The organism is Priestia aryabhattai (assembly GCF_023715685.1).
GTDB classification, from domain to species: Bacteria; Bacillota; Bacilli; order Bacillales; family Bacillaceae_H; genus Priestia; species Priestia aryabhattai_B.
The window spans coordinates 982,131-994,575 of record NZ_JAMBOQ010000002.1 but is presented as its reverse complement, the minus strand read 5'-3'; the positions used below and the strand labels follow the sequence as shown (position 1 = coordinate 994,575).

Genomic DNA, 12,445 nt, shown 5'->3' with positions numbered 1-12,445 from the left:
CGTAGGCGGGGACAGTACTAAGCACCAGGACATAAAAGACATGTCCTTTTTTATTTGTATAAAACTTTTTAAGGGTTTAGAAATGAAATACCTTTAAAAGAAGTGGGAGAGTGGAAGTATGAGTGTAAAAAAAACAGAAATTGAATTTATAAAAATTGTTTGTATCATAGATGGTTTGGTTGAAGGCTTGAATATTAGAAAAGGGCAAGAGTATTACGGATTTGGGACTGTTGATGGAGCTGGTTACAATGTTTATGCAGATAGGGAAGGGAAGAAGGAAAAAGGGAATTTACCTACTTATGTTGGGACATATCCAAACCAGTATTTTAAGCTAATAGATAACGAAACACATATTGTAACGTTAGAAAAAAATGCCTAATATTTGGGCGTTTTTTTATTAACATCAAAAAATCTTCAATTTTATAGTTTTTATCTATTCTTTTGAGTAAATGATTACATCATATTTGCCACCTGTACAAGTAAATAATAAAACCAGGGGAGGGGCTTTTTTAGGTCAAAAATCTTCTTGTCTTGATAAATTTATATATAATACTATTTGTCGTCAACAAATGTAATAGAAGAAACTCGTAAAAAAGAAGCCTTTGCCATTATAGGCAAAGGCTTTTCAATTAAAAGGATTTTTAATAAAAAACAAATTTCTCATATTAATTGTAGAAATTAACTGGTTTTTTCAAAAAAATCATCTGCAGAGGTAGTTAGTATTGGATCATCAAGATTAAAGGCAACTTTAATTTTATTCTCAAGATCCTTCGTTACTCTTCTTTTTCCGACTTCAACTAAAGCAATTAGTGAAAAACTGCAATTAACTGCTTTAGCAAAATCACGTTGATTCATGTTAAAACTTTTTCTTATTAGTTTAACGAGATCTTTATCCATTCACTCTCATTCCCCATGTAAATTAGTTGAGTCACCCTTTTCTGATAGAAAGAAACGCCAATGCATGATAGTTCAGCTTATTTCTATTAGGAAAGGTTAAATCAATCATTCTATCTTCTATTTATTAAAGTACAATCCGAAGAAAATCGTTTACGTTCTTATGAAAGATTATTTTACAATGATAACTGGACAGTCAGCAGAATGTGCAACCTTGTGACTTACACTTCCCAATAAAGCCTCCTTTATCACTCCTTTTCCCGTATTACCTCTTATAATTACATCGTAATATTCTCTTTCTGCATAGGAAGTAATTATATTTGAAGGATCTCCATGAAAAGTATGAACTTCATACCCAACGTTTGATTTAGAAAGAAATTGAACTGCTGGAGATAGCAGTTTCTGGTCTTCCTCATCGATTAATTTTTCTAAATCAATATTAAGAACCGGTTCTTGTAAAGGAAGATCTTGATTAATATGCAATACTGTTACCAGTTCTGAATCCACTATTTTAGCTAAATCAGCTCCATGTTTTAGAGCATGAACAGAAGGCTTTGAACCATCAAATGCTACTAGAATTTTTTTGTACATATAAAGTTCTCCTTTCAAGGTGGACTTTTCCCTTTAAATGTTAGTAGAAAGAGCATTTATTTTTAGATGTCATTTAAATTTGAAGAATTATATTCATTGGTCCTGTTAAGTTTTCTTAATGAGTAATTTTATCAACGTGCAACAGATGTTTGCGCCCAAATGCAACAACAAGCATAGCTAAAAGAACGAAAATAGCTCCTGTTATAAATGGAACATGTGGAGAATAGGTCTCAGCTAGCTTATTAGCTAGCCATGGACCGATTGCTCCTCCAATAAAACGAACAAAACTATATGCAGCGGAAGCTGTTGCTCGTTCTACGGGGGCAACCTCCATAACAGCTGTTGTAATTAAAGTATTATTTGTACCTAAGAAAAGACCAGCAACAATAACCGCAATAATGACGACTGTTGGAGAATCTGTCCAGATCCCCATAGCTAGTAAAGTTAATGCAAATAAAATGAGCATTGTACACATAGATTTAATCGTTCCAAATCTTACTTGTAGTTTTGGAGCGACAAACACAGAAGTGATGGCCAAACAAAGTCCCCATCCAAGGAAAACATAACCTAGTCCGTGTTCGTCCAAATTCATAACAAATGGAGAATACGCCATTAATGTAAAGAAACCAATGTTATAAAGGAAAGCTGTAAGTCCCAGCCTAAATAAACCAGGAAACTTCAATGCTCTAATAGGATCTAATACAGAGCTTTTAACTTTTGGCTTTGCTACTTGTGGCATTTTCAGTAGAAGTGCTAAAAATGCTACAATCATCAAGACACTAACACCATAAAAAGGTCCACGCCATGAAATAGAACCTAATTCGCCGCCAAGTAATGGGCCTACTGAAATACCTAATCCAATTGCAGCTTCATATAAAATAATAGCCTTGGCTGTACCTCCTAGAGATAGGCCAACGATAGCAGATAACGCTGTAGCAATAAATAATGAATTACCAAGCCCCCAACCACCCCGGAAACTTACAATTTGCCATATTCCATTAGACGATCCAGCAAGTGCAGAGAAAACAATAGTGAATAAGATACCTGTTAATAACGTCCATTTAATTCCTATTCGACTAGAAACTACACCTGTTATTAGCATAGCTACACCTGTTATTAGATTGTAACTTGAAAATAATAACGAAACTTGGCTAGGAGTAGCATGAAGCTGACTTGCAATAGCGGGTAAAATTGGGTCAACAAGACCTAATCCCATGAAGGAAATTATTGTTGCAAAAAATATGACCCAAACGACAAGAGGCTGTTTACTTGACTGACTTTGTGCCTTCAATTTTTCTTCATTCATACTTAAAAACTCCTTATGTAATTTGTGGATTACAAGCTTCTCTCACCTTAAAAGAGAAGTATAAAAATAAGTATAGAAGGAGCGAAAAGCCTCGATCATTTTATTTACTTCTTATTTTCATACAAAACAATATATATGATTCCATTTATTGCACGAATAAATTATATCCATATTTAACGTTAACGTCAACGTTAATATATAGATATCTTATACAGTTTTCTTTATAGAACTTATTTTTTAACTTTTCAGTGAAAATTTGTAGATGTGTACAATGTAAAATAACTTTTTACCTACTAGTGAATTTATAAAATCTAAAAAAGGAGCTTACCTTACACTGATTGAAGCCTTACATACTACAAACAAAGTTAATGTATAACAGAAACGTGGTTCATCCAGTTTGTTGATTCCCTGGGAGGGTTATTCTTCTTTATTGATGAAGTATTTGAATTAAAAAACAAAATGAGAGTAAGTAAACTAATTGATGTTCGCTTTGTGTAATACTCAAACAAAATTGAAATGTTTATAATTTTGATAACTATCAAGTCGATTGAAGAAGGGCATTTCATAAATTTGGAGAATATTATCACAGTCAAATGGTTTGATGATTGACTGCACAGATGTTAGAGCAACTGATTGAAAAATTGAACAGGAGTGTTCTTTGATGGCAAATAGCAGAATGAATCCTAAGGTTGATGAATTTTTAAGTAAAGCTAAAAAGTGGAAAGAAGAATATGAGACGTTGAGAAACGTCGTTCTTGACTGTGAGTTGACCGAAGAATTTAAGTGGATGAATCCTTGTTATACGTTCGAGAAAAAGAACATTGTTTTAATACATGGATTTAAAGAATATTGTGCGCTTTTATTTCCTAAAGGTGCTTTGTTACAGGATTCTCATGGCGTTTTAATCCAACAAACGGAGAATGTACAAGGGGCGCGTCAGATTCGGTTTACCAATGTGCAAGAAATAATTGAAAAGGAAGCCATCTTGAAAGCTTATATTTATGAGGCCATTGAAGTGGAAAAAGCCGGTTTGAAAGTGAAAGTTAAAAGGCCTGAAGAATTAATTATCCCTGAAGAACTTCAACATAAGTTTGATGAAATCCCTGCTCTGAAAACAGCTTTTGAAGCATTGACTCCAGGAAGGCAAAGAGCATATATCCTTTATTTTTCTACAGCTAAACAATCTAAGACTCGAGTATCAAGGATTGAAAAATGCATGGAAAACATTCTCAATGGAAAAGGGTTAAATGATTAGTGCATATTATTTAAAGCATAGCCCATATAAGAAGCCACTTGTATAAAACAAGTGGCTCTTTGCTACGTTGAATACATCAGATAATTCACGTATTACTTCCAGCGCTACTATAGCACAACTTATCCATATTTCTAATACATTTTCGTCTTGGAGGCATGCAATTTATAATTTAGATGTGCCCTATAATTGTGTGAGAGTATGTATGCGCAATCCTCTCTTTATTTTATAAAATATTTTGTCCTCTACCTCAGAGATTGAATAAATTAGAAAAAGCACCTAACTACTAGGTGTTTTTCTAGTCCACGTGCTGGCTTCCTATTTTTAATTTGACTAATTTTTTACAAGTATATTCTAATCGATTGAATAATCATCTTGATTCTTCTGTTTTATTTCTGTGTTTTAACCCTTCTTTAATTAATGCTCTTATCGCTTCATTCCGGTTACTGTATCTTTTTTCATGCCAATAATCTTCTATTTCTTCTAGCTGTTCAAGTGGAAATGTAACAAGGACTTGTTTATTTTTACTTTTATCAACTACCAAAATAAATCCCTCCTTTTGAATAGTATACCCATTATAATAAATATTGAACATAAGCCTTATGTTGGTTATAATGGTATATATTACTTATATTAATCATATCGGTTATATAACCAATATGATTAGTGCTATGTATATAATAAACAGGAAAAAAGGGGAATATAGGTCAATGAAAAAGTTCTTAGTAAATTCTTTAATGGTATTTGCAATTGCTTTTGTAACCTTGTTCGGGAGCTTAGGAGCTACAGTTGAAGCAACCGCAACTAAAAATGATGATTTCATTATTATTAACAAGCACTACAACAAACTTATCTACTACCATAACGGGTACGTTGAGATGATTGAACCAGTCGCCACGGGGAAAAGTTGGGAGAAAACGCCTGTAGGGCATTTTAAAATTGTAAATAAAATTAAGAACAGACCATACTATACTGGACATATTCCAGGTGGAGATCCTCGTAATCCACTAGGTAAAAGATGGCTAGGATTGAATGCGAATGGAACAAAAGGTGATACATACGCGATTCATGGTAACGCAAATGAGTCAAGCATCGGTAAATATGTGAGTCAAGGGTGCGTAAGAATGCATAATGCTTCAATCGAAAAACTTTATGATAAAGTCGAGGTGGGAACTCCTGTTGCAATTACAAACTCACCTAAGAGCTTCCAAGAATTAGCCAAAATCTACGGCTATAAAGTTAAAGGATATAACACTAAATAAGCAAACAAACCATCTATTATTATAGATGGTTTTTATTATCAGAAATTTTTGTCATTTGATTTATAACATCTAATTTTTTAAACCTCTATTTTGAGTAGATGATTAATAATATCAAACATTAAATTAATATTATTTATTTTTTTATATATAAAATTTAAATTTATTATTTAAATTATTGATTTTTCGTTATGTAATTGAGTTAACTAAAAGAAGGGGATTTCATTATGGCTTATAAAGTAATCACAAATTGTCCTGTCTGCAGTGGAACATTGAAAATTACAAAATTGCAGTGCACCCATTGTCACACGACGATTGAAAATGAGTTTGAATTATCTAAGCTGGCATCTTTATTAAAGGATCAGCTTCATTTTGTAGAAGTATTTTTAACATGCAGAGGGAATATCAAAGAAGTTGAAAAGGAACTGGGGATTTCGTATCCAACAGTTCGAGGCAAGCTAACAGACATTATCTCATCCCTTGGATATGTGCAGAGGAAGAAAAATGAAGTAGACGAAAAGAAAGTTGTCACTATGTTAGAAGATGGTGAAATTACACCAGAAGAAGCCATTAAGCTCTTAAAAGAGAAATAGGGAGGAAGTTACCATGAAAGAGGAAATTACAAGAGTGTTAACAATGGTTCAAGAAGGGAAAATTGATGCAGTTAAGGGAGCAGAACTGATTCAATTATTAAAAGAAAAAGAAGAAACAAGTAATAAGCTTTTTGAGAAACCGACTACATATTTAGATAAAACTTTAAAAATTCGTGTGGTATCAACTGAAAATGATAATGTAACGGTTAATTTGCCAATAAAACTTGTTAAGTTAGTATTAATGGCTGGACACAGCATCGCAGCGAGTATTCCTCAATCGGAAAAATACGTTAAAGATATAGACATAAACCTTATTATTGAAGCAATCGAAAACGAATTAGATGGCCAAATTGTTGATATTAAATCAGCAAACGGGGATACCGTTTCAGTCATCATTGATTAGTGATTGGCTTATGATGCATGTAAAAGTGAAAGCAAAAGACGTTCGGTTTACCATCCCAATTCCATATGCTGTTTTAAGCATTGCGATTTCCATTTTGTCTTCAAAATTTTTTCAGCAACATACAAACAAATGGACAAAAGAATACTTCGAAAGAAAAAAACTGGACTTTACCTTTCCACTAATAGACAAAAAAATGCTAAAGCCTATCGTCAAGGAACTGAAAAATTATAAGGAAATCGTTTTAGTAGATATCAAAGCTGAGGACGGTACTGAAGTTAAGGTTAGGCTATGATTTATTATAGAATACACCGACCACTCACTGGAATTTTGGAGAGAAAGTCTAATTTCTAGCTTACTTCAAAATTTCTATGAAAGGTGACGCTTTCCTACTTGAATTTAGAGAATGTGGTATAAAAAAGAGTATCTAAGTATAGAGAATTATATAGTAAAAAGAGAAGAAAAAAACTTCTCTTTTTTATTTGTCTTTATTTACTTCTCTGTAGGATCTGGATCATATAATTTGTCATACTTCCACTGATCCTCATTACGTTCTACTTTAGCTGTTGAGATACCTTTGGATATTGTCCATCTCATAAAGAATAAAGGCCAATAGTCCACCCCTAGAAGTCTAAAAATTATTACATCAGTAACCTTGTACACAACCTTGAACATTGGACTGTATTACTTTGCGTAGACAGGTGACCTTGCTGCGTTACCTACATAGTATTTAAGAAATCACAACTTCACTCATTAATGAATATCTATTTATTTAATTATTCTAGGTGCTGAAGAAGGCTTTAAAACTTTAAAAGCAAGTAGAATAAATCCCTAACCTTCTTCCTTCCCACCTCCACGAAACGACAGCCGGTGAAAGGTATTGATATACACAAACAGCTCTTCCCCAGTTGTCTTTCTTGAATCAGCAATGAGGGGAAGGTACATGGCACAGTAGGTTTCCGGCACCCATATGTAGTGATGAACATATTCTGTAAGAAGGAAGCCACAGGATTGCCAGAAGCTAATACGCCTTCTATTATCTAGTGTTTCCTCTGACTCAGCCTCAATAATTAATTTCTGATATCCCTCAGCAACTGCTTTCTGTCGCAAGTAATCAACAAAGTGTTTGCCAAGTCCATGTCCTCGCTCTTTTTCCGATACGGCCAAATAATCAATGATTAACATCTGATCAGATACAAGCTTTCCTGTGATAGACATAACAACTGCTACTGAATCTTTGTATCCCACATGGAGCTCGGCAATTCCTTGTGCAAACATATTTTTGATGATCCTAACTGTTTTAGCCCCTTTCTCACCAAATGCCTTCAAATAAAAGGGGCTCACGTTCTGCCAAAGTTCGTCGTCCCATGTGTAAAATGTTTTAATTTTCATAATAACTTCTCCCATCTAACTTGTTATTCCAATTTTTACAGCAGATAAATTGCCCCTGACTCTTATACTTTCTATTTTGTCAATGAGGCATCTTTTTATCTCTCGTCCAATTTATAAAATAGATAAGTGATTGGGATAATTCAAAGCATAAAAAAAGAGGACATATTCCATGTCCATCTGATCATCCCCTACTCCAGTAGGTTTACTTTTTTGTATATAAATCCTCCTCCATTTATTTTTCAACAATCATTTTATCGGCGTTCCTGGCGCATAGTAGTATGGAGGAACTTTAAGCCATCCCCGTCTTTTCACGAGTTCTTTTAGGGTTGCTCCAAACGTCATATATTCCTGCAAATATTCAATCCATATCAAAGTAACGTCATTGCGTGTGGATTGAATGATTGCATTTGCACAGTAGGTAATTAAGATAACCATTTTAATATTAAGGCTGTTTGCAAGTTCATCATCCGTTAACTTCACACCTAATGGAATATCATTTGGATTAGACTGTGGCTTGGACTCACTTAAAGGGGGAGTAGGAACTCCTTCTGACTGCATAAAAGCAATAATTCGCTCTTTCTGTGATTTGAACATCTCAACTGCTTCATGGAAAGCTTTTCGTAATTCAGGGTCCGTTGTACTGTTAATCCCTGCTTCGGAATGAACTTGTTCGTCAGCTAATTCGGAAAGATAGGACCAACAGGACATGACTTCTCCCACATGTAAGGGTGATTTGGGTTCCTCGTCAATAAATGATTGAATAATATTTGTAAGAGCTTTTCCGACATTTGGCACATTTCTCACCTCACTTTTCTGCTTGGGGTAGACCTGCAGGATGATACGGCGGTGGCACCTTCAGCCATCCCCGTTTTCGCATCAATGATTTAAAGGTTATTAAAAAGGTTATGTGTTCTTGCAAAAATTCAGCCCACATCAGGCTAACATCGCTGCGAAGGGATTGCGATGCTGCTTCCGAACAGTTTGTAATCGCCATGGAGACTTTTTTCTTAAGGCTGTTTGCAAGCTCGTTATCTGTGAGCTTAACCCCTAATGGAACACTATTCGGGTCAGAGATTGGTTTGGATTCACTAAGAGGTGGTGATGGAATTCCTTCTGACCGCATAAAGGTAATAATTCGCTCTTTCTGTGATTTGAACATGTTGACGGCTTCTTGAAGGACTTTTCTCAACTCAGGATCCGTTGTACTGTTAATTCCTGCTTCAGTCTGTACTTGTGTCTCACCAGCTAACGCTAAAAATATCCAGCACCCCATAGCCTCCCCAATATGAAGAGGCGTTTTATTCTCATCTTTAATAAAAGACTGAACGACATTTTTCAAGGCTTGCAAAATATCAGGCATATACTTCACCTTCTTTTTTTCTTAATTTCCCCTAAAGAATATTTTTAATACAAAGAAGATTTTTTATTACAGCATTTATTGAAAACGAGCCAATCGGCGAGTCTTTTAATGCAAAACTTATCTTTGTTTACTTCTTTTTAGAGTCTGAGCTATACAATCTTTCACGCTGCCATTGCTTCTCATTACGTTTTACTTCAGATGTTTGGACATCTTTAGATCTCTCGGCCATTTCATGGAAAATATAAGCGACTAGGTTAATACCCAACATATAAAAAAAAAGAGTACATACTCCATGATAATGTACTCATAACCTACTGCGAGATTATTTAGTCTTACTTTGCGATTTTATGTAAGTTTAAAGGAAGTTTTGTAGAAAGTATTTCATTAATCAAAAAATGATACCATAATATACCTAATCTTAGTTTTTATAGAGAGTTATTACAGTGGATAATGAATACAGTCTTTTGTGTTTTAGAATCAAATCGCTTGAGAGAAGAATGCAAGAATTGTGAAAAAGAACTGCTTAAAAGTGAAATTTATAGGAATATTTTTTATTATGAGGCGAGGCGGTAAGCGTTGACTTTAAAGTAAATAGATAGGACACATACAGACACTTATCTAATCAAATTTACTTATTTATTACATCAGTTTTACTTCATTTTCATTTTCTTGTAACTGGCGGGCTTTATAATGAATTAGAATAGTTCGACAATCATACGAAAGACCATTCTGAAATTAGACGGTGGAATAATGAGTGAACAAATCTACTCTGATATACAACGTAAAAAAACTCGATTATAGATTCTTTAATCCATTTAGGAATCTATAAAAAAGGAGACAAACAGCTTTATAAATTAACCTTACATGAGTTAGAAACAGAGTATCAAATAGTTAATCCAGCAATCCAAGATCTATGTTTTTAGATTTTTGCTAATTGCAATTCATTTGTTAAAAGGAGGATTAATCTATGTTTTTGAAAAAACTAATCAAAAATGGTTCAGTTACGGTTAATTATTATGAAAATGGGTCACTACAAACGTTTAAAGGTCGTGTTTATAATTTTAATCTTCATGAACAGACACTGTCTTTAAAAAATGAAAAACAAAATATTTTTTTATTCGCTTATCCGGTATTGAAGATATTTATTGATTTCCTTTGTTTGATTTCAATTTAGTAAAGTGTTTTCTCTATTTTTTTTACAAATGGTCACTTTGTACGTGTAAAAGGTTACTGGCTAGGAAACCGTAAAGATAAAGAAATGAAATAAAAAAGAAGGAGGAATGATGGAAGAAAACAAACAAATATGGTCTGATTTTATTCAGAAGGACCGATTTGAACTGCATTCGTACCTTACTTATTTATTTAATCAATGTCATGATGAGAGTCCAAGGCAGTTAGAAAATTAAAATATAGAAGAATAAATCTATTGATAAAGCAAACTGAAAGGATAAAAAAATGAATATGAAAATAATGTAGGCGACCTCACGATTCTAATCCGAATGAATAGGTCGTCTATTGCTGTTATAAACCTTTTTCAATATATATAGTAGATGCATCAATTATGTTTATGATCTTATACAAGTAATCTTATGTGAAATTCAATTTTTATCCGTATAAAGCTTAGAAGGAGGAAGAGCTTGTGGATACAACTGTTAACGAGTTGTATGATTTTGGAATAGTTTTAAGGAGAAAGCTATTAAATAATAATCTTTATGCTTATTATTTAGTTGATGCAATGAGAAGAGAAAATCATTTTGATTTTTTATATTATTTTTTGACGGCAACTGTAGATAGTCAAACACCTATACCTGAACATGTCTCCAATGTTTTTTTGAAAATTCTTAGCGATAAAGAAAAGTTGAGTGATCTTACTCCATTTGTCATGGGTCTGGTTGAAAGATAAATAGAAGTAAAGATATATAAGCTTCCTCAGAGATCTAAACCCCTTTATTAAATACAGTCATTGTTTTTTTGTTTTAGATATGAATATTGGTTTTGGTGCAAAATAAGTTAGCTTGTTAATTAAATATAATTTGTACTCGAAATGAATTATATATTTTTGTTTATAGTTTAATAAAATACGAGATATACACCCGAATCATACGAATTAAAACCCCAACCGAAATTCTTTTCAAGCTATCCGTAATAGTTGTTATGCGAACTGGAAATGAAGAGGATGTACAATATAACTATATAAGTGAACAAACTAAAGGAGGCTATGTATCTTGAAAGCAACAAGCATTAAGTTTTATGAATTCGGAGAACCTCAACAAGTTCTATAAATAGAAAATACACAAGTGAAAGATCCTGGGGTTGGTGAAGTGCTAGTGCGAATGAAAACTCGACCAATCAATCCATCTGATTTAATTCCTATTAGAGGGGCCTATTCAAATCGAATTTCTTTACCTGCCATTCCAGGATATGAAGGAGTTGGTACCGTAGAGGAGGTAGGTCCATCTGTTTCTAAATGGTTTCTTGGCAAACGAGTATTACCATTACGAGGTGAAGGTACATGGCAGGAGTTTGTCAAAACGTCAGCTGAACTAGCCATTATAGTTCCAGATTATCTAGAAGATTACATAGCAGCACAGCTTTATATCAACCCTATCACAGCATGGGTGATTTGTACGGAAGTAATTAGCGTTAAAACCAGGAGATGACCTAATTGTAAATGCCTGCGGTTCTTCTATTGGTCGTATTTTTGCTCAATTATCCCGTATTTTAGGGTTTCGTTTGATTGCAGTAACGCGAAATAATACCTACACAAAGGAATTAACTCAACTTGGTGCTTCATGTGTAATTAATACAGAGATGACTCCACTCTACTGTACGGTTATGGAGTTGACGAATGGTCGTGGAGCTAAAGCAGCAATTGACTCTATTGGTGGATCATCTGGTACAAACTTAGCCTACTGTGTCAGTCCAAATGGAATATTTTTGACTATAGGTCTTTTGTCAGGAATACCTGTCAATTGGGCAGAAATTATGAATAACAATAAAATAAATACAAATATATTTCATTTACGTCATTGGAATCGAAAAGTCTCTATACGTAAATGGCACGAAACATTTTATCAGCTTATACAATTTGTTCATGAGAAACAGTTAACATTAACAAAAACCCAAGTTCAGTACCATCTTTCAGATGTAAAAAAAGCTCTTAATAATGAAATTAAGGGTAAAATACTTTTAACTAGTTAAAAGTCAGGAATATTCTTTATAAAATGTAGACTAATAATATTAAGTTAGTCCCATTAAAAAGCCAAAGAATATTTATATTCTTTGGCTTTTCAGTAGGTTTCTTCTTTATTTTTGAATGGGAATATGACCAGAGGGGCTAATTACTCGGTTTTACGTAATACAAATGCACCTGCTGTATTAACAGAAAATTTATATAT

The 12,445-nt window shown here is 33.5% G+C and carries 16 protein-coding genes and 2 pseudogenes; 11 read left to right on the top strand and 7 right to left on the bottom strand.

Going from position 1 to position 12,445, the window contains the following annotated elements:
• Positions 1 to 118: 118 nt before the first annotated feature.
• Entirely contained in the window at positions 119 to 379 is a 261-nt protein-coding gene (locus tag M3225_RS12040; protein WP_251393838.1) for a hypothetical protein, read from the top strand.
• A 299-nt stretch (positions 380 to 678) separates the two neighbouring features.
• Here the strand turns inward: M3225_RS12040 and M3225_RS12035 are convergent, their stop codons facing one another.
• The 3 genes from M3225_RS12035 to M3225_RS12025 all read right to left on the bottom strand — a co-directional run bounded on the left by M3225_RS12035 (position 679) and on the right by M3225_RS12025 (position 2,791).
• Positions 679 to 897 (bottom strand): helix-turn-helix domain-containing protein, encoded by a 219-nt coding sequence (locus tag M3225_RS12035; RefSeq protein ID WP_251393836.1) that lies wholly within the window; start codon positions 895 to 897, stop codon positions 679 to 681.
• Between the two features lie 168 nt (positions 898 to 1,065).
• Positions 1,066 to 1,485: a universal stress protein gene (locus M3225_RS12030; protein ID WP_251393834.1), complete on the bottom strand. Its 420-nt coding sequence runs from the start codon at positions 1,483 to 1,485 to the stop codon at positions 1,066 to 1,068.
• 115 nt (positions 1,486 to 1,600) lie between these two features.
• Positions 1,601 to 2,791, bottom strand: coding sequence for an MFS transporter (locus M3225_RS12025; RefSeq protein WP_251393832.1), 1,191 nt, complete (start codon positions 2,789 to 2,791; stop codon positions 1,601 to 1,603).
• A gap of 661 nt (positions 2,792 to 3,452) precedes the next feature.
• Between M3225_RS12025 and M3225_RS12020 the strand changes: the two genes are divergently transcribed.
• Complete coding sequence (locus M3225_RS12020; RefSeq protein WP_251393830.1) at positions 3,453 to 4,046, top strand: YdeI/OmpD-associated family protein; 594 nt, start codon at positions 3,453 to 3,455, stop codon at positions 4,044 to 4,046.
• Positions 4,047 to 4,413: 367 nt separating this feature from the next.
• Here the strand turns inward: M3225_RS12020 and M3225_RS12015 are convergent, their stop codons facing one another.
• Complete coding sequence (locus tag M3225_RS12015; protein WP_251393827.1) at positions 4,414 to 4,587, bottom strand: ribbon-helix-helix domain-containing protein; 174 nt, start codon at positions 4,585 to 4,587, stop codon at positions 4,414 to 4,416.
• Positions 4,588 to 4,753: 166 nt separating this feature from the next.
• On the opposite strand from M3225_RS12015, the gene M3225_RS12010 reads away from it, so the two are divergent.
• From M3225_RS12010 to M3225_RS11995, 4 genes are all read left to right on the top strand, one after another.
• Entirely contained in the window at positions 4,754 to 5,305 is a 552-nt protein-coding gene (locus M3225_RS12010; RefSeq protein WP_251393825.1) for a L,D-transpeptidase, read from the top strand.
• A 224-nt stretch (positions 5,306 to 5,529) separates the two neighbouring features.
• On the top strand, positions 5,530 to 5,895 hold the full coding sequence (locus tag M3225_RS12005) for a DUF2089 domain-containing protein (RefSeq protein WP_251393823.1): 366 nt from the start codon (positions 5,530 to 5,532) through the stop codon (positions 5,893 to 5,895).
• Between the two features lie 13 nt (positions 5,896 to 5,908).
• A complete protein-coding gene (locus M3225_RS12000) occupies positions 5,909 to 6,298 on the top strand; it encodes an SHOCT-like domain-containing protein (protein WP_251393820.1) in 390 nt (129 codons plus the stop codon).
• Positions 6,299 to 6,308: 10 nt separating this feature from the next.
• Positions 6,309 to 6,590: a hypothetical protein gene (locus tag M3225_RS11995; RefSeq protein ID WP_251393818.1), complete on the top strand. Its 282-nt coding sequence runs from the start codon at positions 6,309 to 6,311 to the stop codon at positions 6,588 to 6,590.
• Positions 6,591 to 7,126: 536 nt separating this feature from the next.
• Here M3225_RS11995 and M3225_RS11990 read toward each other — a convergent pair.
• From M3225_RS11990 to M3225_RS11980, 3 genes are all read right to left on the bottom strand, one after another.
• Positions 7,127 to 7,702, bottom strand: a complete 576-nt coding sequence (locus M3225_RS11990) for a GNAT family N-acetyltransferase (RefSeq protein ID WP_251393815.1) — start codon at positions 7,700 to 7,702, stop codon at positions 7,127 to 7,129.
• Between the two features lie 231 nt (positions 7,703 to 7,933).
• A complete protein-coding gene (locus tag M3225_RS11985; protein ID WP_251393812.1) occupies positions 7,934 to 8,482 on the bottom strand; it encodes a DUF3231 family protein in 549 nt (182 codons plus the stop codon).
• A 10-nt stretch (positions 8,483 to 8,492) separates the two neighbouring features.
• Positions 8,493 to 9,047 carry a DUF3231 family protein gene (locus tag M3225_RS11980; protein WP_251393810.1) on the bottom strand — a complete coding sequence of 185 codons (555 nt, stop codon included), beginning with the start codon at positions 9,045 to 9,047 and terminating at the stop codon, positions 8,493 to 8,495.
• Positions 9,048 to 9,841: 794 nt separating this feature from the next.
• Between M3225_RS11980 and M3225_RS29565 the strand changes: the two genes are divergently transcribed.
• From M3225_RS29565 to M3225_RS11960, 5 genes and pseudogenes are all read left to right on the top strand, one after another.
• Positions 9,842 to 9,970, top strand: a complete 129-nt coding sequence (locus tag M3225_RS29565) for a Fur-regulated basic protein FbpA (protein WP_374109827.1) — start codon at positions 9,842 to 9,844, stop codon at positions 9,968 to 9,970.
• A gap of 44 nt (positions 9,971 to 10,014) precedes the next feature.
• A pseudogene (locus M3225_RS11970) lies at positions 10,015 to 10,196 on the top strand (YolD-like family protein).
• 134 nt (positions 10,197 to 10,330) lie between these two features.
• On the top strand, positions 10,331 to 10,453 hold the full coding sequence (locus M3225_RS29560) for a hypothetical protein (RefSeq protein WP_285885484.1): 123 nt from the start codon (positions 10,331 to 10,333) through the stop codon (positions 10,451 to 10,453).
• A gap of 233 nt (positions 10,454 to 10,686) precedes the next feature.
• On the top strand, positions 10,687 to 10,950 hold the full coding sequence (locus tag M3225_RS11965) for a hypothetical protein (RefSeq protein ID WP_251393800.1): 264 nt from the start codon (positions 10,687 to 10,689) through the stop codon (positions 10,948 to 10,950).
• A 379-nt stretch (positions 10,951 to 11,329) separates the two neighbouring features.
• Positions 11,330 to 12,248 (top strand): annotated as a pseudogene (locus M3225_RS11960) (zinc-dependent alcohol dehydrogenase family protein).
• Positions 12,249 to 12,445: the final 197 nt, after the last annotated feature.

Coding starts and splice junctions, on each gene's coding strand:
- M3225_RS12040 (WP_251393838.1), top strand. CDS start 119: ATGAGTGTAAAAAAAACAGAAATTGAATTTATAAAAATTGTTTGTATC.
- M3225_RS12035 (WP_251393836.1), bottom strand. CDS start 897: ATGGATAAAGATCTCGTTAAACTAATAAGAAAAAGTTTTAACATGAAT.
- M3225_RS12030 (WP_251393834.1), bottom strand. CDS start 1,485: ATGTACAAAAAAATTCTAGTAGCATTTGATGGTTCAAAGCCTTCTGTT.
- M3225_RS12025 (WP_251393832.1), bottom strand. CDS start 2,791: ATGAATGAAGAAAAATTGAAGGCACAAAGTCAGTCAAGTAAACAGCCT.
- M3225_RS12020 (WP_251393830.1), top strand. CDS start 3,453: ATGGCAAATAGCAGAATGAATCCTAAGGTTGATGAATTTTTAAGTAAA.
- M3225_RS12010 (WP_251393825.1), top strand. CDS start 4,754: ATGAAAAAGTTCTTAGTAAATTCTTTAATGGTATTTGCAATTGCTTTT.
- M3225_RS12005 (WP_251393823.1), top strand. CDS start 5,530: ATGGCTTATAAAGTAATCACAAATTGTCCTGTCTGCAGTGGAACATTG.
- M3225_RS12000 (WP_251393820.1), top strand. CDS start 5,909: ATGAAAGAGGAAATTACAAGAGTGTTAACAATGGTTCAAGAAGGGAAA.
- M3225_RS11995 (WP_251393818.1), top strand. CDS start 6,309: ATGATGCATGTAAAAGTGAAAGCAAAAGACGTTCGGTTTACCATCCCA.
- M3225_RS11990 (WP_251393815.1), bottom strand. CDS start 7,702: ATGGGAGAAGTTATTATGAAAATTAAAACATTTTACACATGGGACGAC.
- M3225_RS11980 (WP_251393810.1), bottom strand. CDS start 9,047: ATGCCTGATATTTTGCAAGCCTTGAAAAATGTCGTTCAGTCTTTTATT.
- M3225_RS29560 (WP_285885484.1), top strand. CDS start 10,331: ATGGAAGAAAACAAACAAATATGGTCTGATTTTATTCAGAAGGACCGA.